This window comes from Sulfitobacter sp. CB2047 (genome assembly GCF_000735125.2).
Classification (GTDB): Bacteria; Pseudomonadota; Alphaproteobacteria; order Rhodobacterales; family Rhodobacteraceae; genus Sulfitobacter; species Sulfitobacter pontiacus.
The window spans coordinates 2,107,734-2,130,591 of sequence record NZ_CP072613.1; the positions used below are offsets into that span (position 1 = coordinate 2,107,734).

At 59.3% G+C, this 22,858-nt stretch carries 19 protein-coding genes; 10 read left to right on the top strand and 9 right to left on the bottom strand.

Annotated elements, in window-relative coordinates; all coding sequences use genetic code 11:
* Positions 1–58: 58 nt before the first annotated feature.
* Entirely contained in the window at positions 59–499 is a 441-nt protein-coding gene (locus tag IV89_RS10435; protein ID WP_037944027.1) for a hypothetical protein, read from the top strand.
* Between the two features lie 88 nt (positions 500–587).
* Here IV89_RS10435 and uvrA read toward each other — a convergent pair whose 3' ends face one another.
* The 6 genes from uvrA to IV89_RS10465 form a co-directional block, all read right to left on the bottom strand.
* Complete coding sequence (gene uvrA, locus IV89_RS10440) at positions 588–3,470, bottom strand: excinuclease ABC subunit UvrA (protein WP_037944026.1); 2,883 nt, start codon at positions 3,468–3,470, stop codon at positions 588–590.
* A gap of 189 nt (positions 3,471–3,659) precedes the next feature.
* Positions 3,660–5,054, bottom strand: a complete 1,395-nt coding sequence (gene lpdA / locus IV89_RS10445; RefSeq protein WP_037944025.1) for a dihydrolipoyl dehydrogenase — start codon at positions 5,052–5,054, stop codon at positions 3,660–3,662.
* Between the two features lie 107 nt (positions 5,055–5,161).
* Positions 5,162–5,728 (bottom strand): DUF924 family protein, encoded by a 567-nt coding sequence (locus tag IV89_RS10450; RefSeq protein ID WP_037944024.1) that lies wholly within the window; start codon positions 5,726–5,728, stop codon positions 5,162–5,164.
* A gap of 81 nt (positions 5,729–5,809) precedes the next feature.
* Positions 5,810–7,072, bottom strand: a complete 1,263-nt coding sequence (locus tag IV89_RS10455) for an MFS transporter (protein ID WP_005852959.1) — start codon at positions 7,070–7,072, stop codon at positions 5,810–5,812.
* 74 nt (positions 7,073–7,146) lie between these two features.
* Positions 7,147–8,211: a tRNA preQ1(34) S-adenosylmethionine ribosyltransferase-isomerase QueA gene (gene queA / locus IV89_RS10460; protein WP_037944023.1), complete on the bottom strand. Its 1,065-nt coding sequence runs from the start codon at positions 8,209–8,211 to the stop codon at positions 7,147–7,149.
* A gap of 9 nt (positions 8,212–8,220) precedes the next feature.
* Positions 8,221–11,565: a DUF3971 domain-containing protein gene (locus IV89_RS10465; protein ID WP_037944022.1), complete on the bottom strand. Its 3,345-nt coding sequence runs from the start codon at positions 11,563–11,565 to the stop codon at positions 8,221–8,223.
* A 99-nt stretch (positions 11,566–11,664) separates the two neighbouring features.
* Here IV89_RS10465 and IV89_RS10470 point away from each other — a divergent pair, with 99 nt between their 5' ends.
* The 4 genes from IV89_RS10470 (at position 11,665) to IV89_RS10485 (ending at position 14,940) form a co-directional block, all read left to right on the top strand.
* Complete coding sequence (locus IV89_RS10470) at positions 11,665–12,126, top strand: peroxiredoxin (RefSeq protein ID WP_005852954.1); 462 nt, start codon at positions 11,665–11,667, stop codon at positions 12,124–12,126.
* Positions 12,123–12,932 (top strand): ferritin-like domain-containing protein, encoded by an 810-nt coding sequence (locus IV89_RS10475; RefSeq protein WP_037944021.1) that lies wholly within the window; start codon positions 12,123–12,125, stop codon positions 12,930–12,932. Before IV89_RS10470 ends, IV89_RS10475 begins: the two co-directional genes overlap by 4 nt.
* Before the next feature lie 189 nt (positions 12,933–13,121).
* The gene (locus IV89_RS10480; RefSeq protein WP_005852951.1) at positions 13,122–14,450 is read left to right on the top strand and encodes a M23 family metallopeptidase; all 1,329 of its coding nucleotides are present in this window, start codon (positions 13,122–13,124) and stop codon (positions 14,448–14,450) included.
* Positions 14,440–14,940 (top strand): polymer-forming cytoskeletal protein, encoded by a 501-nt coding sequence (locus IV89_RS10485; protein WP_005852949.1) that lies wholly within the window; start codon positions 14,440–14,442, stop codon positions 14,938–14,940. The genes IV89_RS10480 and IV89_RS10485 overlap by 11 nt, the downstream gene beginning before the upstream one ends.
* 139 nt (positions 14,941–15,079) lie before the next feature.
* On the opposite strand, the gene IV89_RS10490 is transcribed toward IV89_RS10485, so the two are convergent.
* Together IV89_RS10490 and IV89_RS10495 are read right to left on the bottom strand one after the other, a co-directional pair.
* A complete protein-coding gene (locus tag IV89_RS10490; RefSeq protein WP_037944020.1) occupies positions 15,080–15,634 on the bottom strand; it encodes a peptidylprolyl isomerase in 555 nt (184 codons plus the stop codon).
* Positions 15,627–16,133 carry a peptidylprolyl isomerase gene (locus IV89_RS10495; RefSeq protein ID WP_009826761.1) on the bottom strand — a complete coding sequence of 169 codons (507 nt, stop codon included), beginning with the start codon at positions 16,131–16,133 and terminating at the stop codon, positions 15,627–15,629. The genes IV89_RS10490 and IV89_RS10495 overlap by 8 nt, the downstream gene beginning before the upstream one ends.
* Positions 16,134–16,264: 131 nt before the next feature.
* On the opposite strand from IV89_RS10495, the gene IV89_RS10500 reads away from it, so the two are divergent.
* From IV89_RS10500 to IV89_RS10520, 5 genes are all read left to right on the top strand, one after another.
* Positions 16,265–17,458: a phosphoglycerate kinase gene (locus tag IV89_RS10500; RefSeq protein ID WP_037944018.1), complete on the top strand. Its 1,194-nt coding sequence runs from the start codon at positions 16,265–16,267 to the stop codon at positions 17,456–17,458.
* Positions 17,459–17,639: 181 nt separating this feature from the next.
* Entirely contained in the window at positions 17,640–17,939 is a 300-nt protein-coding gene (locus IV89_RS10505) for a septum formation initiator family protein (protein WP_005852941.1), read from the top strand.
* 177 nt (positions 17,940–18,116) lie between these two features.
* The gene (pdhA, locus tag IV89_RS10510; RefSeq protein WP_005852939.1) at positions 18,117–19,127 is read left to right on the top strand and encodes a pyruvate dehydrogenase (acetyl-transferring) E1 component subunit alpha; all 1,011 of its coding nucleotides are present in this window, start codon (positions 18,117–18,119) and stop codon (positions 19,125–19,127) included.
* Positions 19,128–19,130: 3 nt separating this feature from the next.
* Entirely contained in the window at positions 19,131–20,528 is a 1,398-nt protein-coding gene (locus IV89_RS10515) for a pyruvate dehydrogenase complex E1 component subunit beta (RefSeq protein WP_037944017.1), read from the top strand.
* A gap of 12 nt (positions 20,529–20,540) precedes the next feature.
* Complete coding sequence (locus IV89_RS10520) at positions 20,541–21,887, top strand: pyruvate dehydrogenase complex dihydrolipoamide acetyltransferase (protein ID WP_037944016.1); 1,347 nt, start codon at positions 20,541–20,543, stop codon at positions 21,885–21,887.
* 138 nt (positions 21,888–22,025) lie between these two features.
* Here IV89_RS10520 and cysE read toward each other — a convergent pair whose 3' ends face one another.
* On the bottom strand, positions 22,026–22,847 hold the full coding sequence (gene cysE / locus IV89_RS10525; RefSeq protein WP_005852922.1) for a serine O-acetyltransferase: 822 nt from the start codon (positions 22,845–22,847) through the stop codon (positions 22,026–22,028).
* Between the last annotated feature and the right edge of the window lie 11 nt (positions 22,848–22,858).

Sequence of the window (22,858 nt, forward strand, 5' to 3'; positions counted from 1 at the left end):
ACGGAAACCCGCGCGCCGTTCGTTTGTTACTGTATCGACACTGTAACGGAGAACGAGCATGAAAACCCTTACCCTCGCCGCAAGCGCCTTCGCCGTGCTGGCCTTCAGCCCGGCCGTACAGGCGGCCTCTGCCTCCTATGGCGCGTCGGGGCATTACGATGTCGCGGCACCACAGGTGACCTTGGCCAAGCATGATAAGCACGATGACAAAAAGCATCAAAAGCAGCACAAGAAAGCTGTTAAAGAATACAAAAAGGCGATCAAGAAACACGAGAAGCAGCACAGCGACAACGGGCGTCATCTTGCCAAAGGGCATGACAAGCACCACCACGCCAAAGGCGACAAGCTGACGCGCTACGTCGTGATCGAACAGCCCCACCGGCATGGGCTGACCCGCTACAACCGCTACGTTCAGGACGACGGCTATGTCTATGCCGTGGATCCGCAAACCAATGACGTACTGGCACTGATCGGTCTGGCATCGCGCCTTCTAAACTAAACTGCGCCGCGAAACCCTAAGATTTCATGAACAATGCCCCGCCTGAGTAGGACGGGGCATTTTTATGTCTACCGCAGTGTTGGCAATGCTATTCGGCAGCAACCTTACGCGGGGCGAGCATCGGCTTGAGGTAATGGCCGGTATAGCTCCCCTCGACCTCGGCAACCTGTTCAGGCGTGCCGGTCGCGACCACCTGCCCGCCGCCATCGCCGCCTTCTGGACCAATGTCGATGATATGGTCCGCGGTCTTGATGACATCGAGGTTGTGTTCAATGACGACCACAGTATTGCCCTGATCCACCAGCTCGTGCAGCACCTCTAGCAGTTTGCGCACGTCTTCAAAGTGCAGACCCGTGGTCGGTTCATCCAGGATATACAACGTCCGGCCTGTAGAGCGTTTGCTGAGCTCTTTCGACAGTTTGACGCGCTGCGCCTCCCCGCCCGACAGCGTCGTCGCCTGCTGACCCACCTTGATGTAGCCCAGGCCCACACGCATCAGCGCATCCATTTTTTCGCGGATGCTGGGGACCGCCTGGAAGAAGCTCTGCGCGTCCTCGACAGTCATATCCAGCACGTCAGCGATGGACTTACCCTTGAACTTCACCTCAAGCGTTTCGCGGTTATAGCGCTGGCCTTTGCAGGTTTCACATTCGACGTAGACATCCGGCAGGAAGTGCATCTCGATCTTGATCACACCGTCGCCCTGACAGGCCTCGCAGCGTCCGCCCTTGACGTTAAAGCTGAAACGTCCGGGCTTGTACCCGCGCGCCTTGGCTTCGGGCAGACCGGCGAACCAGTCGCGGATCGGGGTGAAGGCACCGGTATAGGTCGCCGGGTTCGACCGCGGCGTGCGCCCGATGGCGCGCTGGTCAATGTCGATCACCTTGTCCAGATGCTCCAATCCCTTGATGGTCTCGCAGGGCGCGGGCGTCTGGCGCGCCCCGTTCAGGTTCATCGACGCGGTCTTGAACAAGGTCTCGATCGTCAGGGTAGACTTCCCGCCGCCTGACACACCCGTCACGCAGACGAATTTGCCCAATGGATAGTCCACCGTGACATTCTGGAGGTTATTCCCCGTCGCCTTGACCACACGGATTTTCTTTTTGTTGCCCTTGCGCCGTTTGGCGGGCACCGCGATCTCGCGTTTGCCGGTAAGGTATTGCCCTGTCAGCGAATTCGGATCATTGGCGACCTCTTGCGATGTCCCGTGGCTGACCACCTGCCCGCCGTGCACACCGGCCCCCGGCCCGATATCAAACACATAATCCGCCTCGCGGATCGCTTCTTCGTCATGTTCAACGACGATGACCGTATTGCCCTGATCCCGCAGGTTTTTCAGGGTCTGGAGCAAGCGGTCATTATCGCGCTGGTGCAAGCCGATGGACGGTTCGTCAAGCACGTAAAGCACCCCTGTCAGCCCCGACCCGATCTGCGACGCAAGCCGAATACGTTGGCTTTCCCCCCCGCTGAGCGTCCCGCTAGAGCGTGCCAGCGTCAGATATTCCAACCCGACATTGTTCAGGAATCCCAGACGTTCGCGAATTTCCTTGAGGATCGCGCGCGCGATTTCGTTCTTCTGAACGGTCAGATAATCGGGCACTTTGGTGCACCAGTCAAAAGCTTCGCGGATCGACATTTCAACGACTTGTCCGGCATGCAGCAGCGTATCGCTATCGCCATCCGACGGGCCGATCTTGACAGCAAGCGCTTCTGGCCGCAGGCGGTAGCCGTTGCAGGTGCCACAGGGGCGGTTGTTCTGGTAGCGTTCGAATTCTTCGCGGATCCAGTTGCTATCCGTCTCGCGGTAGCGGCGCTCCATATTGGGGATCACCCCTTCGAACACGCGGCTGACCTCGTACACACGGCCGCCTTCGTCATAGCGGAACTTGATCTCTTCCTTGCCGGAGCCATGCAGGAACACCTGCTGCACCTTCTCGGGCAGGTCTTTCCACCGCGTATTTTCACTAAATTGATAGTGTTTTGCGATGGCTTCGATCGTTTGCTTGAAATACGGGGACTTACCCTTGCGCCACGGGGCCAGCGCACCGTCATAGACCTTGAGGTTCTGGTCGGGCACCACAAGGCGTTCATCAAAAAACAACTCCTTGCCCAGACCATCACAAGACGGACAGGCACCGAAAGGAGCGTTGAATGAAAACAGACGCGGCTCGATCTCGGGGATCGTGAAGCCGCTGACAGGACAGGCGAATTTTTCGCTGAAGGTATGACGCTCGGGCTCGCCCTCGGTCGGGGCGGTTTCCAGCACGGCGATCCCATCGGCCAGATCAAGCGCTGTGCGCAGGGAATCCGCCAAGCGCGTCTCTAGCCCCTCGCGGACCACGATACGGTCGACAACCACGTCGATGTCATGGCGGAACTTCTTGTCCAGCGTGGGCGGCTCGTCCAATTCGTAGAAGTCGCCGTTCACTTTTACCCGCTGAAAGCCCTGCTTGCGCAGCTCAAGAAACTCTTTGCGGTACTCGCCCTTCCGGTCCCGAATGATCGGGGCCAACAGGTAGGCGCGCGTGCCTTCGGGCATGGTCATCACGCGATCAACCATATCCTGCACCTGCTGCGCCTCGATCGGCTTGCCGGTCGCGGGGGAATAGGGCGTGCCGACGCGCGCGAAAAGCAGGCGCATATAGTCATAAATCTCGGTGACCGTCCCCACGGTAGAGCGGGGGTTTTTCGACGTGGTCTTCTGTTCAATCGAAATCGCTGGCGACAGGCCGCTGATGTGATCCACATCGGGTTTCTGCATCATATCAAGGAATTGCCGCGCATAGGCGCTGAGCGATTCCACATAGCGCCGCTGCCCTTCGGCATAGATCGTATCAAACGCGAGGCTCGATTTACCCGATCCGGAAAGCCCGGTAATCACAACCAGCTTGTCGCGCGGAATATCCACGTCGATGTTCTTTAGATTGTGTTCGCGCGCGCCGCGCACTTCGATGTTCTTTAGCTCAGCCATATCGGACCCCCGTTAACGCTTAGTACATAGGTGCGTGCTACGGATTCTCCAACGAAAAAATAAGAACACAAGGGGAACGACATTATCGCGGCGCATTTTGGGCTACCATTACGACGGCAAACGCCCGGCAACATTGAATTTGTCACCGGGCGTTGCAAAGATCAGGACCCCGCTATGCGCGGGCAAAGGCTACATATGAATAACGCGTCCGTAAGCATCCAGCACGGATTCATGCATCATTTCTGACAAGGTCGGGTGCGGGAAGACGGTGTTCATCAGGTCTTCTTCGGTGGTCTCAAGCTGACGCCCCACGACATAGCCCTGGATCAGCTCGGTCACCTCGGCACCCACCATATGCGCGCCAAGCAATTCGCCTGTTTTTGCGTCAAAGACGGTTTTGATCATCCCTTCGGGCTCACCAAGGGCAATCGCCTTGCCATTCCCGATGAAGGGGAAGCGACCCACCTTAACGTCAAAGCCAAGCTCTTTCGCCTTGGCTTCCGTATACCCGACGGATGCGACCTGCGGGTGACAATAGGTGCAGCCGGCGATGGATTCCGGTTTGACCGGGTGCGCGTGTTGACCCGCGATCAGTTCGGCGACCATCACCCCCTCGTGCGAGGCTTTATGCGCCAACCAAGGAGCACCGGCGATGTCACCGATGGCATACAGCCCCTCGACGCCGGTCCGGCAATATTCATCGGTCACGACATGGGTCCGATCAATTTTCACGCCCAGATCCTCCAGCCCAAGATCCTCGACATTGCCGACGATACCCACGGCGGAGATCACCGTGTCAAACTCATGCTTGGTCACCTTGCCGCCCGTTTCGATATGGGCAGTCACCTTGTCATCAGCACGGTCCAGTTGTTTGACAACGGCCTTCTGCATGATCTTCATGCCCTGTTTTTCGAACTGCTTTTTCGCGAATTTGCTGATCTCTTCATCCTCGACGGGAAGGATACGATCCATCACCTCGACAACAGTCGTGTCTGCGCCCAAGGTATTGTAAAAGCTTGCGAATTCGATACCGATCGCGCCAGACCCGATCACCAGCAGCTTTTTCGGCATATGGGGCGGCTGCAAGGCATCCTTGTACATCCACACGCGTTTCCCGTCTGCTTCCAGACCTGGCAGGTTGCGTGCCCGCGCACCGGTCGCCAGTACGATATTCTTGGCGGTCAGCGTCTCTTCCCCGTCTTTCGACTTAACCGACACTTTACCTTTGCCCGCTAACGTCGCCGCGCCCATGAAGACCGAGACTTTGTTCTTTTTCATCAAATGCCCGATACCGCCGGACAGCTGCCCCGCAACCTTGCGCGACCGTTTGACAACTGCCTCCAGATCATAGTCGATATTGTCTGCCTTCAGGCCAAACTCGCTTGCGCGCTGCATCAGGTGGAAGACTTCCGAAGACCGCAAAAGCGCTTTGGTCGGGATACAGCCCCAGTTAAGACAAATGCCGCCTAGATGCTCACGCTCTACAATGGCGACCGAAAGCCCCAGTTGCGCCCCCCGGATGGCCGCAACATAGCCCCCCGGCCCCGCACCAATCACGATCAGATCAAAGGATTTCGCAGCCATTATGCAACCTCGCAGCACGTATTGAAATTTAGTTTAGTGGTAAACTATCTCGCGGGCGTCAGCAACTCGGAGAATTCCGATCCAGGATCAAACTGCCGGACTCGCACTTACGTGAGTGTCCGCAGCGTATAGGCATACCCCCCGTCGTCAAGATATTCGGTTTCAGCGGCGGTGCTTCGCCGACCCAAGGCGTTGTTGCGATACGGAAATCTGCCGAATTGCCGGATCACCTTCCGATGTGCGCGCGCATGCCGAAGCGTCTCCTCGGCCTCGGGCATACGGTCAACGACCAGCCGAACGCAGTGATCCTGATCGGTCAGACTTTCTGAATGCATGAACGGAAGGTAAAAAAATTGCCGTTCAGGCGGCGCGATGAGCCTATCCCATTCGTTGCGCACAGCGGTTTGAGCCGCCCGCAAGGCCCGCAGATCCGTCGAAAACGCCGTCCCCTGCCCGCGAAACATATTGCGCGGAAACTGATCCGCCAGAATGAGATAGGCCAAAGTGCCTTTCGCATCGGTCAGCCAATGGTCCAACCGATGGGTCCCGATGAGCGACCAGGTGTCCAGAAACTGTAACCGGATCGCGGAATCGAGGTCATCATCCACCGCATACCATCCCGCAGGCCCAGTTTCCTCCAGCCAGAACCGACGTACGTCCTCAGGCGTTTTCATAGCCTTGCCTCCTTTGACCACAGAAAAGATTAAACTTTTCTAATTTCATTAGACACAAGATGTAACGAATTAGCAAAACGTCTAGGTCGGCTCCGCTTCGGCGGTTTGTTCGCTCTCGATCGCGTATTCCTGCGCCAGTTCGACCGCGACGGTCGTCGCAGCGGGGTAAATCGGGATGTAGTTACCCGTTTCATCCGCAGGAATGGCCGGACGCACCGTCGCGCGGTAGGACGCGTAGACCGCCAAAGCAAAGAACAGAACCGCCGTGAACAGGTAGAACCCGCCCGGCCCGAGCGCGGTGCCCATCATCCAGCCGGTGATCACCGGACCCAGAATAGCGCCCAACCCGTTAATAAAGATCATGCCGCCGGATGCCGCGGCCATATCCTCGGGTTCAAGGAAGTCGTTCGTGTGCGCAATAAGAAGAGAATACAATGGGTTAGACATGCCACCTACGACAAAGGCGGTCAGCAGTAACACGCTAAAGTTATGCCCCAGCAGCATGCCGATGACAGACCCGATACCCCCAATGATGGACGTGATGACAATCAGAAGACGCCGGTCCATCCGATCCGAAACCCAACCGATCGGATATTGCAAAACCACCGAACCCACAAAAAACGTCGCAACGAAGATCGAAATCTGCGCCACGGTCAGCCCGGCTTCGGCACCGTAGACTGAGGCCATCCCGAACTGCGCCGAAAAGACCCCGCCCAACAAGAACATGCCGACACACCCCAAGGGCGAGAAGCCGGCCAATTCGCGCAAGCTCATCGGTTTGGTGGTGTCAAACGCGGGCGTCGGGCTGATCGACAGCAAAATCGGCGTCACCGCCACACTGACCAAAACCGACGGAATAACGAACAGGACAAAGCCTGAAGGATCCGCGGTAAGCAAAAGCGCTTGCGCAATAACGATGCCAAAGGTTTGCACGATCATATACAATGACAGCGCCTGCCCCCGGTTTTCGTTCGTCGCAGCGTTGTTGAGCCAGCTCTCCGCCGTCACGTAAACCGCAGAAAAACAAAAGCCGATCAACACGCGGCCCACCGACCAGACAGCGACGTTCGGGAAGGTCGGATACAGGATCATGACAGCCGAGATCATCGACGCCAGCGCCGCAAAGACCCGCACGTGACCGACGCGCCGGATCATACCCGGTGCCATACGCGAGCCGCCCAAAAAGCCCACGAAATATGCCGACATCACGATCGACATTTCGAAGGTCGAAAATGCCTCGATCCCGCCGCGAATCCCCAAGAGCGTGCCTTGCATGCCGTTGCCCACCATCAGCAAACACATGCCCAACAAAAGCGCCCATGCGCTGCTCAGTACCTGAAACATCTTACGAATCCTTTAACGCGATCAGCCCCCTCCCTGACGGCGATCCCAAGAGGTGTCACCCCCCCGAACGACATTCAGGCGTTTATTTGCGTCTTTGGAAAGAGCAGCGACGCATCGCCATAGGAGAAAAACCGATAATTCGATTCAATCGCGTGATTGTAAATCTTTTGTATAGTTTTCTGCCCCATCAATGCCGAAACGAGCATCATCAGGGTCGACTTCGGAAGATGGAAATTCGTCATCAACGCGTCTGCGACATTGAATTCAAAACCAGGGGTAATGAAAATATCGGTATCCCCTTCCCAGGGTTGGATATTCCCGGACCGCGCAGCGGTCTCGACCAGCCGCAAGGCAGTGGTCCCAACGGGTATGACCCGCCCACCAGCAGCTTTGGTGGCGGAGATTTCGGCAGCTGCCTGCGCGCTCACCTGCCCCCACTCGCTGTGCATTTTATGGTCAGCAATGTCATCAACCTTCACGGGCAGAAACGTCCCCGCGCCCACATGCAAGGTGACGTGGCTAAAACGCACCCCCATCGCGGCGAGCTGATCCAGCAGCGGCTGATCAAAGTGGAGCGACGCCGTAGGCGCGGCCACTGCGCCCGCATTCTTGGCAAAAACGGTTTGGTAATCCGTCATGTCCTGCGCGTCTGCCGGACGCTTGCCTGCAATATAGGGCGGCAATGGCATCGCACCAGCATCATTCAGCGCGGCGTCAAAATCGTCGCCGCTGCAGTTGAACCGCAGTCGACCCTGCCCATCCTCGACGCCAACCAAACGCGCAGAAAGATCGGCGCTGAAGACGACCGTCTCGTCAATCTTAAGCTTTTTCAACGGCTTGATCAGCGCTGTCCAATCCGCATCGCCCCGTGGCTCCAGCAAGGTTACTTCGATACGCGCCTGCACCGGACCCTGTGCGCTGTCCCGGTGGCGAAGCCCCGACAACCGCGCCGGAATGACCCTTGTGTCATTCAGCACCAGCCGATCCCCGGGACGCAACCAATCGGTCATATTGGCGACGGTCGTGTCAGTCATATGATCACCCTGCGCAACGAGCATCTTGGCCGACGTACGGGGGACCGCAGGGCGCGTCGCGATCAAACGCTCGGGCAGTTCAAAATCGAAGTCACTGAGTTTCATACGCGCCCGTTAGCGCCCCTCAAAGCGTTGAGCAACAGGTTTTTGTGGCGCAGGGGTGACAGCCCCCCCATCCTGAGCGGGCGTCGTGCGAGGGGCGCTGCGAAAAATATCCCGCATCGCACCGGGCACAAACCCCGACAGCGGGTTCACCGAGACAGACGGGCTCTGCACTGTACCGCCGATAGAGTAGTTGAAGCCCAAAAGCCCCTCGCCCTTGCGGGTCAGAAAGCTGGCTATTCCGTTCAACATATATACAGGAGAGATCACACCCTGCAGCGCCATCTGGCCGGTGTCAGTGGCAAAAACCCCATCCATAGAAATCCCAAGCGACGCCCCCGTCGCGCTGGCTTGGGTCAGGTTGACGCGATTGGAAGACAGGCGAAAATCAGCTTCGACCGTGTCAAAATATATCCCGTCCCCGTTCAACTCGTTGATCAGCCCGACCACGGACACTGCGTTCACCAGCGCTGCAATCGTCGGGGCGTCCTTGATACGAACGTCTTTAATCTCTGCGTGACCGTCGAAAGCCCCGCCCGATCCGGCGGGTACCAGGGTCAACGAAAGCGCGCCGCCGTGGACTTGTTGTGCAATGTTGGTAGACCTCAAAACGCCACCAGCATCGGTTGCCGTCAATTGCACCGCGCTACGGCCATCCTTGGGTACGACGCGACCAGAAACCGGCGCGCCCCCGTTCAAGGCTGCCGTGAACCGTCCATCAAGGCCACGCGCGACGTTAAATTCGCCCTGCATTCCTGTCAGGGCAATCTTATCCGTGACCTGCAACCTATCCAGCGACAGCAACATCGGCGGGCTCGCGACCCCGCTGGGCTTGCTTTTTCCGAGCTCCGCCGTGCGCAAATCAAGACGGCCGCCTTTCACCACCACCTGCACCGGGCGACCTGCCCCCTGCCCGATCAGATCCACAGGCACATCCAGCCAGTTCCCGACCTGCAATCGGTGAAATTGCAATCTGTCCAAAGCACCACTTGGGTGCAATGTGACATCTCCCTGCGCCGACAGCCCCGCGGCGCTGATCTTCAAGGTATCGACGTCTGGAACCGGCCCAAGCCGCCCCGATATCTCCAACGTGCCCGTCTGGGATCGGGCTTTGGTCCAGCCGATCTGTGGAACGGTGATGCGCAAACCCCGCAGATCCGATGTGACAGAAAAATCTGGGGGCTGGCCTTTGACCAGATCCATCGCGAACCACGCCCGCCCTTCACCTGCGATCGTATCAGGGGGCAGCGCGATCTTGAAAGTCTCGAGCGTTTTGGCGTTCAGCGCAATATCCGCCCTGACACTGCTCGCAGCGCCCGGCTTCCCGAAGGGTTGGGACCATTCGCCGTCAAAGGGAACGCCGTCCAGCTCGCCCTCGCCCTTGATCGTCAGGCCGCTGTTGGACGCGTTCAATGTCAGCTGGTCGGCGCGCAGCGCGCGATCTTTGACCAGACGGTCGCTTTGGAATTCCGCCAGCGTTCCGTTGATGTCGAAGATCGTCAGCTTCGGGTCAGAGCCTTTTTTCATCGGAAAGGACAAAGTGCCCGCCAACTGGGCCCGTGCATCGACGACGTCAACCGGCAGGTTGGCCTTATCCATCGCCTGCAACGGGGGCCGGTTCAACAGCGCCAGGACCGATGTGATGTCCGCATCGGCGCGCAACCGAACTATGCCGGGCGGGCCGTCCTTGACCGTGACATCCGGCATGATGAACGAAGACCCGTTTACCGACACAGGCGTCTCGTCGGGCGGTGTGATCACCCCGGTATCCACGCTGACAACAAAGCGGTTGCGCGAAAGGCTCGCATGACCGCTGCCGTCGGTGATATTCGGCATGGTGCGCAAGAACCGAACCTCGGCCCCCTGAAAATCAAAGTCGAGGTATGCTTGCGGTGCCTCGCCTGGCTTCAAGCGAAAGGCAAGGTCAACATCGCTCAACGCGCCAGCGTAGATATTTTCGTCCACCCATTTGCGGGTCTTTGGCTTGACGTTTTCTGGCCAAAGCTCGAGCAGGCGCGTTGGTTTCAACGCGTTCAACCCAGCATCCAGTGCAACTTGCCACCCCTGCGGCCCCGCCCGCAAATCCCCCGACAGGTTCAACGTCGTCCCCCCGTCAACGATATCCATACGGCCGACGGACATGTGAAACGGGTTGAAGGTGATTTTGGCGTCCAGGTCGGCACCCTCAATCGAAACTGGGGCGTCATAAATATCGGCGGGGTCAGCCACCAGATCGCGCAGACGGACCTGTGCGACCAGTTCGCCAAGTTTACCGCTGTCATCAATACCCAGACTTGCGGCCCCCTCAATCCGGCCCGACACCCATTTGCTTTCGACCGAAAGCTCGTCAAAACGCAGCAGACGCTGATCTGGGTCATAGCTGAAATAGCTGCGGGCCCCGTCAAAGGGGATCGGCGTAGCACGTTCATTAGGCTGAACCACACCGGCCCCGATCTGCAGCGTCGCGTTCAGCGGCTCGAAGGTGCCGTCCTCGTCAAGGCTGCTGCGCACCGAACCGGAGATAGACGCGCGCAGGACTTTCAACCAAGCAAACGCTGGGTTCTGCACCGCGATGTCACCCGCGCTCACGCCATCGAAATTCACGCCGAACTGCGACGCGGTATCGCCGATTTTGCTGCTGTAGTTGGCGGAAAGCGTGGCAACATCCGCCCCCCCGCCCAAAACGGCGAGCTCGGCCGTCATCCGCAGGTTATCGCCTTCGCGGTCCAGCAACAGCCGCCCGCCATCCACAGTCCACATCCTGTCGGACTGCAGATCGGTGTAGCGCAAAGTCAGGGCGCGCAGCTCTATCGACCGCAGCCGCGACAGCGCCTTCGTCTCGAACACCGTATCAAGCTGGCCTATCAACTGCGGCATCGTGGCCGCCCGCCGCTCTGCCGGGGCAGTCCCGCTTGCCGCGCTCAGCGCGACGCGGCCATCCTTATCGCGCCGCAGATTGGCCACCACCCCGGACATCGCAATATCGCGCGGCTGCACATCGCCCGCCAGCAGGCCCTGAATGGAAAAACTGGCCCGCACTTCACGGAAGGCGGCAAAGCTAACCCCTTGGGGGTTGGTGATATTCACGTCGCGCAGCCGAACGCGCGGCCGCCACCCTTCGTCCACGATCAACACCATCTCGCCAAAGCCGATCCGCGCAAGCGGCATATCTTTGGCAAACCGCTCTTCGATGCGCGTCTCGAGCCATTCCGGCACGACAATAGGGCTGCGGATCATATAGATGGCAGCCCCCGCGATGGTGGCAACAATCAGCGAAATAACCAGCAGCGACCATTTGGTGGCTTGCCAAAGTCGTCTCCGCTTGGGGGTACGGGGGGCTGCGCTGGTGTTGGGCATGGGCGTCCGGTTTTTAGGGCGGCTTGGGGTTTAAGTTTCGCCAAGCCCGACTAGTATGACAGTGCAGACAACGGCTTCCAATACATAAGAAAGTGACCCATGCCAGAGATTTCCCAACCTGCACCAGACTTTACGCTTCCTGTGACGGGGGGTGGCGAAATTTCGCTCTCCGATCTGCGGGGCAAGGCTGTGGTTTTGTATTTCTACCCCCGTGACGACACGCCGGGCTGCACCAAGGAGGCCGTGGGCTTCTCCGAACATCTTGAAGCATTTGCCGACGCCGGTGCCGTGGTTTTTGGCGTATCCCGTGACACGATGGCAAAACACGACCGTTTTGCGGCCAAACATGCCCTGACGGTTCCCCTGCTGGCCGATATCGATGGGGCCGTGACCGAAGCCTATGGCGTCTGGGTCGAAAAGAATATGTACGGCAAAAAATCCATGGGGATCGAACGCGCCACCTATCTGATTGATGCGAGCGGCAATATCGCCCGCATCTGGCGCAAGGTGAAAGTCGCCGGTCACGTGGAAGAGGTACTGGACGCGGTGCGCGCCCTATGATCGCGCTGGCCCAAATGGCGGAAAACGTGCTGCGCACTGCGGATGGCCGTGAAAAAACCGCGCTTTCTCACAAGTACGCAGCCGAGTGGCGGGCTGCCCGCGCCGCAGGCGAGACACCGGAAATCGGTACGTCCACCCCGCCGTTGCGCCCCGCCCGCCCCGACAAGCCAGAACTTTTGTCGCCCCGCGATGTGCCCCACCGCAAGCCCGGATCGCCCGAAGGGCGCATCGCCTTGCTGCACGCCGTGGCCCATATCGAATTGAACGCGGTTGATCTGCACTGGGACATTATCGCGCGCTTTACCGATGTCAAAATGCCCATGGGGTTTTACGATGATTGGGTCAGCGCCGCCGACGATGAATCCAAACATTTCAACCTGATGTGCGACTGTCTTGAAGCTTTGGGCAGCCACTACGGGGCCTTGCCCGCCCATGCCGGTATGTGGCGCGCTGCCGAAGATACGGTGGATGATTTCATGGGGCGTCTCGCCGTTGTGCCTATGGTGCTTGAGGCGCGCGGGCTCGATGTGACGCCCAATATGATTCAGGTGTTCAAAAGCGCCAAGTCCACGCAGGCCGTCGACGCGCTTGAGGTGATTTACGCCGAAGAGGTCGCGCATGTGGCCTATGGGTCAAAGTGGTTCCACTTCCTGTGCGGGCGCCACGAGCTTGACCCGAAAGAGGCGTTCCACGATCTGGTGCGCACCTATTTCCACGGTGTTCTCAAGCCCCCGTTCAACGAAGAGAAGCGGGCAGAGGCCGGGATTCCACCGGATTTTTACTGGCCGTTGACCGAGAGTGTTTAAAATATTCGCCCTCCAAACCGTTGAATCGGCAATTTATTGCCAAATTTGTCGTTAAACTTTCATTAACCGCCGGTGGGAAAGTCTGAAGGGTTGCCCGACGGACCCCCACTGGCTAAGCACGGCGGGTGACAATCAGCGCGCGGTGGGGGCCTTGCGTGCTGTGACAGGGACGGAACAAGGATACCACGCGTGCGGACAAGGTTTGCGATCAAAATTCATTCGGCGCTTGAACGGTTTTTTCCCGAACGCCGCGTTTTTCTGAAATCCGATACCGACACACGCTTTATCCGCCTGCGCCCCGTTACCCAGCTTTTCGTCTTCACCGGGGCCTCCTTGTTTGTGGCCTGGTCCATCGTCGCCACCGCCGTGATCCTGATGGACAGCATCGGGTCTGGCAATTTTCGCGAACAAGCCAAACGCGACCAACGTACCTATCAGGCCCGGTTGAGCGATCTTTCAGCGCAGCGCAATGGGCGCGCGGAAGAGGCCGTCGCCGCGCAGGAGCGGTTTAACGCCGCGCTGAAGCAGATTTCGGTCATGCAGTCCGAGCTGCTGCAATCCGAGACGCGCCGCCGCGAGCTTGAGACCGGCATCGAAGTTATTCAAAGCACCCTGCGCGACACGATGAAAGACCGCGAAGCTGCGCGCACTCAGGTCGCCGAACTGGAAGGCGCTGCCGCCGGCGAAGGTAAAGCGACACGCGCCGCCAACGGGTCCTCCGCCCCGATTTCCCTGCTGGCAGAGGCGCTTGAGCGTACCGCCGCCGAACGCGATCAGGTGGTGATTGATGCGCAAGACGCGCTGATCCAGGCGGATGAACTTAATCAGAAGCTGGCCTTGATGCGCGAACAGAACGACGCGATTTTTCGCCAGCTTGAAGAGGCGATGACCGTTTCTGTTGCCCCGCTTGATAAAATGTTCCGCAGCGCGGGCATGCCGACCGACCGGATGCTGGCCACCGTGCGACGCGGTTATTCCGGTCAGGGTGGCCCGCTGATGCCGTTAAGCTTTTCCACACGGGGGGAGGCTCCTTCCCCCGACACACTGCGCGCCAACCGTCTGCTTGGCCAGATGGACAAGCTGAACATGTACCGCATTGCCGCGCAAAAAGCGCCCTTTGCGAACCCGCTGAAATCCTCGTTCCGCTTCAGCAGCCCGTTCGGCTACCGCCGCGATCCCAAGACGGGGGGCCGCCGGATGCACAGCGGGACAGATTTCGCCGCCGGTATGGGCACGCCCATCCACTCCACCGCCGAAGGGGTTGTGACCCACGCGGGCTGGAGCTCTGGCTACGGGCGACTGGTTAAAATCCAACATGAATTCGGGGTCGAGACACGTTACGCACACATGTCTAAATTGCGCGTAAAAGTCGGCCAAAGGGTATCGCGCGGACAGCGGATAGGTGATATGGGAACATCAGGACGGTCTACTGGTGTCCACCTGCATTACGAAGTCCGTGTCGGTGGCAAGGCTGTAAATCCAATGATCTTTATCAAGGCTGCAAACGATGTTTTCTAAAAGCAAAATCAATGATCCCGCTCCTAAGTCCGACGCAGACACGTCCAGCACCGCTGCACCGTCATCCTCTGCACCGGCTGCGCCCAAGCAAAGCGAATTCAAGGCCAGCGCGCCCAAGGCAAAACCACCTGCCTCCGTGCTGTCCTCCGATCTGCACATCACCGGCAACCTGAAAACAACCGGCGACATCCAGGTTGAAGGCACCGTGGAAGGCGACATTCGCGCCCACCTGCTGACCATCGGCGAAACCGCGACCATCAAGGGCGAAGTGATCGCCGATGACGTTGTGATCAACGGCCGTATCGTGGGCCGCGTGCGCGGTTTGAAAGTCCGCCTGACATCGACCGCCCGCGTCGAAGGCGACATCATCCACAAGACCATCGCCATCGAATCCGGTGCGCATTTCGAAGGCTCCGTTCAGCGTCAGGACGACCCGCTGAACCCCGGCGCGAAATCCGCCCCTGCGCAAAAGCCGAACCCGGCGTCCTGATCGGACAAGGGTGATGAATGTGAAAGGGCGTCGCACTGTTGCGACGCCCTTTTTCGTTGTGATATCAAAATTTTCGACCGCGAAGTGCTGCGCGACCAAAGCGAGGCAAAGGCGCAAGCGCCCCTGCCCTACGCGATGATTATTCGGTCACCTTAACCTCGACCATACGGTCCGGCGTGCCGGTGACAGCGCCGTTGCCGCCGGTCCCGCGCTTGATCGCGTCCAGCACGTCCAGCCCATCGGTCACTTTGCCCACAACGGTATATTGCCCGTTCAGGAAGTGCCCCTGGTCAAACATGATAAAGAACTGCGAGTTCGCGGAATCCGGGCTCTGGCTGCGAGCCATGCCGACAACACCGCGGTCAAAGGGGATGTCCGAGAATTCGGCAGGCAGATCGGGCAAGTCGGAACCGCCCATGCCCGCGCGGCCTGTGTCCCCACCGGCCTTGCCAAATTCAACGTCACCGGTCTGCGCCATGAACCCGTCGATCACGCGGTGAAATACCACGCCATCGTAGGCCCCTGCTTCGGCCAGCTCTTTCAGCCGTGCCACATGCGCGGGGGCCACGTCTTCGGCCAGATCGATCTTGATGGTGCCTTGCGCTTCGCCATCCACGGTGATCGCCAGACCATCCGCGAAAGCCGCCCCTGCCATCACGGCAGAAGCAACGCCTGCTGCAATCAGATTACGCATCAGCGGCAACCTTGACGCTGATCATGCGATCAGGGTTCGCTGGCGGCTCGCCACGGGTGATCGCGTCCACATGCTCCATCCCCGAGATGACCTGACCGTAAACGGTGTATTGACCGTTCAAGAAGTCGTTGTCTTTGAAGTTGATGAAGAACTGGCTGTTCGCGCTATCGGGGTTGGCGGAACGCGCGGCACCGATGCTGCCACGAGCGTGCGGCACTTTGGAGAATTCGGCTGGCAGGTTCGGCATGTCCGACCCACCGGTCCCCGCGGCGCGCAGGTTGAAATTGTCTTCCATGTTGCCGTTGGCCACGTCGCCTGTCTGCGCCATGAACCCTTCGATCACGCGGTGAAAGGCCACGTTGTCGTATTTACCGGCGCGGGCCAGTTCCTTCATACGCTCTACGTGCTTGGGGGCCACATCAGGCAACAGCTGGATGGTGACAGTGCCGCCCTTCAGTTCCATCAGGATCGTGTTTTCGGGGTCTTTGATCTCGGCCATGCCGGTCTCCTTTAAGAATTTCGTTGGCAATTACCTAGGACGTGCAAGCGCAATTGCCAAGCGGGTCCATTGACCCTGACGGCAATAACGGCAAAACACGACGGGAATTGTGGTTTTACACGAGGGACAAGATGGGCTGGAAAGCATTGGATGACATGGACCTGCGCGGCAAGCGGGTTCTGGTGCGCGTGGATATCAACGTGCCGGTTGAAAACGGCAAGGTAACGGACGACACCCGCATCCAGCGGATCATCCCGACCCTGCGCGACATTCTGGAACAGGGTGGCACCCCTGTGTTGCTGGCGCATTTTGGCCGCCCCAAGGGGAAGCGCGTGCAGGATCTGAGCCTGCGTGTCGTCCTCCCCGCGCTAGAAGATGCCCTGGGCCGCAAAGTCGTGCTGGCCGAAACGCTCGAGGCCGCCGAGGCGGGCACCGAAGAGATCAACGCCGCCGATGTATTGCTGCTTGAAAACATCCGTTTCTATCCGGGCGAGACCGAGAACGACCCCGATTTTGCCAAACGTCTGGCCGGTTTGGGCGACATCTATTGCAATGATGCCTTCTCTGCCGCGCACCGCGCCCATGCGTCGACCGAAGGGGTTGCGCGGCTTTTGCCCTCTTGTGCGGGCCGTTTGATGCAGGCCGAGCTTTCGGCGCTTGAGGCCGCGCTGGCCACTCCGAAACGCCCCGTGGGCGCGGTGGTGGGCGGTGCCAAAGTATCGACCAAGATCGAGCTGTTGGAAAACCTCGTGAACCGGCTGGATCTGTTGGTGATCGGGGGCGGCATGGCCAATACGTTTCTGGGCGCGCAGGGCGCTGATCTGGGCAAGTCCCTGTCTGAGCCCGATTTTTACGACACCGCCAAGGATATTCTGGCACAGGCGGAAAAGGCCGGCTGCCGCGTCCTGCTGCCCGTAGATGGGCTTGTCGCGCGGGAATTCGCCGCCCATGCCGCGCATGAGGTCGCAGCCCTTGGGGCCGATACCGTGCTGGCAGCAGACCAGATGGTACTGGACGCAGGCCCGAAGACGGTTGAACTGGTCAAAGACGCGTTTGACGGCCTGAAAACCCTGATCTGGAACGGCCCCATGGGCGCGTTCGAGATCCCCCCCTTCGACACCGCAACCGTCGCCGCGGCCAAGGCAGCGGCCGCGGCGACACGCGACGGCGCGCTGATCTCGGTGGCGGGCGGTGGCGACACCGTAGCCGCGTTGAACCAGGCAGGTGCGGCGGAGGATTTCACCTATATCTCCACCGCGGGCGGTGCCTTCCTTGAATGGATGGAAGGCAAGATCCTCCCCGGCGTCGCCGCGCTGGACGCCTGACCTTATCCCCCGCCAGTCGCGGCGCTGCGATGCGACTGGCGGGAAAGATATGCGACATCCTTGCCCAACCCCCTAAAAAGATGAACATTTTCTTGCCAATCGCAAGACGGGGGATTCCCTTCGCGAATCACCTGTGTCATACTGGGGGAACGTCCACTAAGAGACGATTAAAGGCAGATACATGAACCGCAGCAGCAAACCCGCTTTTGGCACTCTCTTGTTTTTCGCGATCGCCTTCGCGCTGAGCCTCTATTTCGCCTTCGCGGCGATTCAGGGGAACTACGGCCTGTTCCGCCGCGCCGAGATCGTGGCCGAAGCGCAGGATCTGCGGGTACAGCTTGCACAGGTGCAGATTGATGTGGCGCGGATGGAGAACCTGACCCATCGTCTGTCTGACGAATATCTTGATCTCGACCTGCTGGACGAACAGACCCGCAAGGTGCTGGGGATGATCCGCGCCGATGAAATCGTGATCCGCTGATACCCGCGCATTATCCGGCATAATCCCCCGCAGCGTCATAAAAAATTCACGTCCCGCCAGCAGGGTATTGCGTGACCTGTAAATGCCTCTCGCCATCATTGCTCGAATCCGATAAGAGATAGTTTAACGCTAAACTATTTTGCGCGTGCGCGGGACAAACTACGGAGGAATTGCCCCATGGCTGCCCAGAAACCGACGAAAAAGACAAACGCCAGCGCCGAAGAGCTCAAGGCCTATTACCGCGATATGCTGCTGATCCGGCGGTTCGAAGAAAAAGCGGGCCAGCTTTACGGCATGGGTTTGATCGGTGGTTTTTGCCACCTTTATATCGGACAAGAAGCGGTGGTTGTCGGGCTTGAAGCCACGGCCAAGGACGGCGACAGCCGCATCACCACCTACCGCGACCACGGGCATATGCTGGCCTGCGGCATGAACCCCGACGGGGTGATGGCCGAACTCACCGGCCGCGAAGGCGGCTATTCCCGCGGTAAGGGCGGGTCTATGCATATGTTCTCGAAAGAGAAGAAATTCTACGGCGGCCACGGCATCGTTGGCGCGAACGTGCCCCTTGGCGCGGGCATCGCCTTTGCGGACAAGTATAAGGGCAACGACAACGTTACCTTTACCTATTTCGGGGATGGTGCCGCGAACCAGGGTCAGGTCTACGAGACGTTCAACATGGCCGCCCTGTGGAAACTGCCGGTGATTTTCATCATCGAAAACAACCAATATGCCATGGGCACCTCGCAGCAGCGCTCTACCTCCAGCGCTGAAATCTGGGAACGCGGCAAGGCTTTCGGCATCCCCGGCGAAGCGGTGGATGGCATGGATGTGCTAGCGGTCAAGGACGCGGGCGAACGCGCGGTGAAACACTGCCGCTCGGGCGACGGCCCCTATATTCTGGAAATCAAGACATACCGCTATCGCGGGCATTCCATGTCGGACCCGGCCAAATACCGGACCCGCGAAGAAGTGCAGAAAATGCGCGACGAACGCGACCCCATCGAACAGGTGCGCAACATCCTGCTGGAACATAAACACGCCAGCGAGGACGATCTGAAAGCGATCGACAAAGAGATTAAGGAAATCGTTAACGCAAGCGCGGAGTTTGCCAAAGAAAGCCCCGAACCCGCGGCGGAAGAGCTTTGGACAGATATCTACGCAACCGAAGTCCCACAGGAGGCTTGAACCATGGCAATCGAAATTCTCATGCCCGCACTGAGCCCCACAATGGAAGAAGGCACGCTTGCCAAATGGCTGGTCAAAGAGGGCGACACCGTGTCCTCGGGTGACATCATGGCCGAGATCGAAACCGACAAGGCCACGATGGAATTCGAAGCCGTCGACGAAGGCACCATTGGCAAGATCCTGATCGACGCCGGCACCGAAGGCGTCAAGGTCAACACCCCCATTGCCGTGCTGCTGGAAGAGGGCGAAGACGCCTCTGACATCGATAGCGCGTCCAGCGCCGCACCGGCGGAACAGACCAAAGCCGACGACAGCGACGACGCTAAATCCGACAAGGCACCCGCCGCCGCCAAGCCGGATGCCGAAGCCCCGAAGGCACCGGAAACCGACACCACCCCCGACTGGCCCGACGGCACCAAGCTGAAACAGCAGACCGTCCGCGAGGCCCTGCGCGACGCCATGGCCGAAGAAATGCGCCGTGACGAAGATGTGTTCCTGATGGGCGAGGAAGTCGCCGAATACGAAGGTGCCTATAAAATTTCCCAAGGCTTGCTGGACGAATTCGGGGCCAAGCGGATCATCGACACGCCGATCACCGAGCACGGGTTTGCCGGTATCGGTGTGGGTGCTGCCTTTGGCGGGCTGCGCCCCATCGTCGAATTCATGACCTGGAACTTTGCCATGCAGGCGATCGACCACATCCTGAACTCCGCCGCGAAAACGCTCTATATGTCCGGCGGTCAGATGGGCGCGCCAATGGTCTTCCGCGGGCCAAACGGTGCCGCGGCCCGCGTCGGCGCGCAGCACAGCCAGGATTACGCCGCGTGGTATATGCAGATCCCCGGCCTCAAGGTGGCGATGCCCTACTCTGCCTCCGATGCCAAAGGCTTGATGAAAACCGCGATCCGCGACCCCAACCCCGTCGTTTTCCTTGAAAATGAAATCATGTACGGCAAATCCTTCGATGTGCCCGATGTCGAGGATTATACCGTCCCCTTCGGCAAGGCCCGCATCTGGCGCGAGGGCACGGATGTCACGATCGTCAGCTTTGGCATCGGCATGACCTATGCGCTGGAAGCCGCTGAAAAGCTGGCCGAAGAAGGCATCGACGCCGAAGTCATCGACCTGCGCACCCTGCGCCCGATGGACACCGCCAGCATCATCAAGTCGGTGATGAAGACCAACCGCCTTGTCACCGTCGAAGAGGGCTGGCCACAAGGCTCCGTCGGGAACTACATCTCAAGCGTGATCATGCAGGAAGCCTTTGACTATCTGGATGCGCCGGTGATCAACTGCACCGGCAAAGATGTGCCCATGCCCTATGCCGCAAACCTCGAAAAACTGGCGCTTGTCACCACGGACGAGGTTATCGCGGCGGTCAAAAAAGTCACCTACAAGTAAGGAGCGGTCCACATGCCCATAGAAATCCTCATGCCCGCCCTCAGCCCCACGATGGAAGAAGGCACGCTGGCGAAATGGCTTGTCTCCGAAGGGGATAGCGTCTCCTCCGGGGATATCCTGTGCGAGATCGAAACCGACAAGGCGACGATGGAATTCGAAGCCGTCGACGAAGGCACCATCGGCAAGATCCTGATCGGTGACGGCAGCGAAGGCGTCAAGGTGAACACCCCCATCGCCGTGCTGCTGGAAGAGGGCGAAGAGGCGTCAGACATTGATACCAGCGCCCCTGCCCCGGATGCCAAGGACAGCGCCAAGGAGGATGCCCCCGACCAGGACGCGGCCCCTGAAAAAGGCTACGGCCGCGGCGAAAGCGACGCCAACGACACAGGCAAATCCGCCCCCGCCGCGCCCAAGGGCAGTGACGGAAAACGGCTGTTTGTAACACCGCTGGCCCGTCGCATCGCGGCAGACAAAGGCGTGGACCTGACCGAACTCTCCGGCTCTGGCCCGCATGGTCGCATCATCAAAGCAGATGTGGAGGCAGCCTCCGCCGGTAGCGCCAAAGCCAAACCGGCCGAAAGCACGCAAACCGCCAGCGCACCGGCAGCCACAGCGGCCCCTGCCGCCGGCCCTTCCGCCGACGCCGTGATGAAAATCTACGAAGGCCGCGCGTTCGAGGAAATCTCCCTCAACGGCATGCGCAAGACCATCGCCGCGCGCCTGACCGAAGCCAAACAGTCGATCCCGCATTTCTATCTGCGCCGCGATATCGAACTCGACGCGCTACTGAAGTTCCGCGGTGAGCTGAACAAACAACTCGAAGCCCGCGACGTGAAGCTGTCGGTCAATGACTTCATCATCAAGGCCTGTGCGCTGGCGCTGCAAACCGTGTCTGACGCCAATGCCGTCTGGGCCGGTGATCGCATCCTCAAGCTCAAGCCCTCGGATGTGGCCGTCGCCGTGGCCATCGAGGGCGGCCTGTTCACGCCTGTGCTGAAAGACGCCGAGATGAAATCGCTCTCGACCCTCTCGTCAGAGATGAAAGACCTCGCCGCCCGTGCACGCGACCGCAAGCTTGCGCCGCATGAATATCAGGGCGGCAGCTTCGCCATCTCGAACCTCGGCATGTTCGGGATCGACAACTTCGATGCGGTCATCAACCCACCCCATGGCGCGATTTTGGCCGTCGGCGCAGGGGTCAAGAAACCCGTCGTCGGCAAGGATGGGGAGCTCGCCGTCGCCACGGTCATGTCCGTCACCCTCTCTGTCGATCACCGCGTCATCGACGGAGCCTTGGGCGCGCAGCTGCTCAGCGCCATCAAGGACAATCTCGAAAACCCCATGATGATGCTGGCGTAACCCCGCTTCCAAATGGGTCTAAATCCTCGGGGGTCCGGGGGCAGACAGCCCCCGGCCTCACAAAAAAAAGGCCGGCCCCTATGACGGGTCCGGCCTTTTCACATCTCGACGAAGGCGCGCGCCCTCAATCCCCTAGCATTACATATTAATATCGCCTTGCGGCCCCAGCATGTGATCCATCAGGACCGACGGCTGATCGCAGCCCGCCTCCCCCACGACCCGCGCAGGGATGCCCGCGACGGTCTTGCAGGGCGGCACGGATTCCAGCACGACAGACCCCGCCGCAATGCGCGAGCAATGTCCGATAGAAATATTACCTAACACTTTCGCCCCCGCGCCGATCAACACGCCGTTGCCAATCTTCGGGTGACGGTCCTGCTCTTCCTTGCCCGTCCCGCCCAAAGTGACCGAGTGCAGCATCGACACGTTGTCGCCCACGACCGCGGTTTCGCCGATCACGACGGAATGGGCGTGGTCGATCATGATTCCCTTGCCGATCGTCGCGGCGGGGTGGATATCGACGCCAAAAATCTCGCTCACGCGCATCTGCACGAAATAGGCCAGATCCCGTTTACCTTGTTTCCACAGGTGATGGCCCACACGGTAGGCCTGCACGGCCTGATAGCCTTTGAAATACAGGATCGGTTGCAACAGCCGGTGGCAGGCGGGGTCACGCTCGTAAATCGCCACCAGATCGGCCCGTGCCGCCTTGATCAGGTCGGGATCACTGGCAAAGGCCTCCTCCACCATCTCATGGACCACCATCATCGACATTTCATTCGAGGCCAGCTTCGCCGCGATACGGTAGGATAGCGCTTTCTCGATGGATTTATGGTGCAGAATCGTAGCGTGGACAAAACCGCCAATCAGCGGCTCATCGCGGACAGCATTCTGTGCTTCCGTCTGGATCTGATCCCAAACCGGATCCACCGTGGCGATATTCGTGCGTGCATTTGCCATAAGACCATCCT

Coding starts and splice junctions, on each gene's coding strand:
- IV89_RS10435 (WP_037944027.1), top strand. CDS start 59: ATGAAAACCCTTACCCTCGCCGCAAGCGCCTTCGCCGTGCTGGCCTTC.
- uvrA (WP_037944026.1), bottom strand. CDS start 3,470: ATGGCTGAGCTAAAGAACATCGAAGTGCGCGGCGCGCGCGAACACAAT.
- lpdA (WP_037944025.1), bottom strand. CDS start 5,054: ATGGCTGCGAAATCCTTTGATCTGATCGTGATTGGTGCGGGGCCGGGG.
- IV89_RS10450 (WP_037944024.1), bottom strand. CDS start 5,728: ATGAAAACGCCTGAGGACGTACGTCGGTTCTGGCTGGAGGAAACTGGG.
- IV89_RS10455 (WP_005852959.1), bottom strand. CDS start 7,072: ATGTTTCAGGTACTGAGCAGCGCATGGGCGCTTTTGTTGGGCATGTGT.
- queA (WP_037944023.1), bottom strand. CDS start 8,211: ATGAAACTCAGTGACTTCGATTTTGAACTGCCCGAGCGTTTGATCGCG.
- IV89_RS10465 (WP_037944022.1), bottom strand. CDS start 11,565: ATGCCCAACACCAGCGCAGCCCCCCGTACCCCCAAGCGGAGACGACTT.
- IV89_RS10470 (WP_005852954.1), top strand. CDS start 11,665: ATGCCAGAGATTTCCCAACCTGCACCAGACTTTACGCTTCCTGTGACG.
- IV89_RS10475 (WP_037944021.1), top strand. CDS start 12,123: ATGATCGCGCTGGCCCAAATGGCGGAAAACGTGCTGCGCACTGCGGAT.
- IV89_RS10485 (WP_005852949.1), top strand. CDS start 14,440: ATGTTTTCTAAAAGCAAAATCAATGATCCCGCTCCTAAGTCCGACGCA.
- IV89_RS10490 (WP_037944020.1), bottom strand. CDS start 15,634: ATGCGTAATCTGATTGCAGCAGGCGTTGCTTCTGCCGTGATGGCAGGG.
- IV89_RS10495 (WP_009826761.1), bottom strand. CDS start 16,133: ATGGCCGAGATCAAAGACCCCGAAAACACGATCCTGATGGAACTGAAG.
- IV89_RS10500 (WP_037944018.1), top strand. CDS start 16,265: ATGGGCTGGAAAGCATTGGATGACATGGACCTGCGCGGCAAGCGGGTT.
- IV89_RS10505 (WP_005852941.1), top strand. CDS start 17,640: ATGAACCGCAGCAGCAAACCCGCTTTTGGCACTCTCTTGTTTTTCGCG.
- pdhA (WP_005852939.1), top strand. CDS start 18,117: ATGGCTGCCCAGAAACCGACGAAAAAGACAAACGCCAGCGCCGAAGAG.
- IV89_RS10515 (WP_037944017.1), top strand. CDS start 19,131: ATGGCAATCGAAATTCTCATGCCCGCACTGAGCCCCACAATGGAAGAA.
- IV89_RS10520 (WP_037944016.1), top strand. CDS start 20,541: ATGCCCATAGAAATCCTCATGCCCGCCCTCAGCCCCACGATGGAAGAA.
- cysE (WP_005852922.1), bottom strand. CDS start 22,847: ATGGCAAATGCACGCACGAATATCGCCACGGTGGATCCGGTTTGGGAT.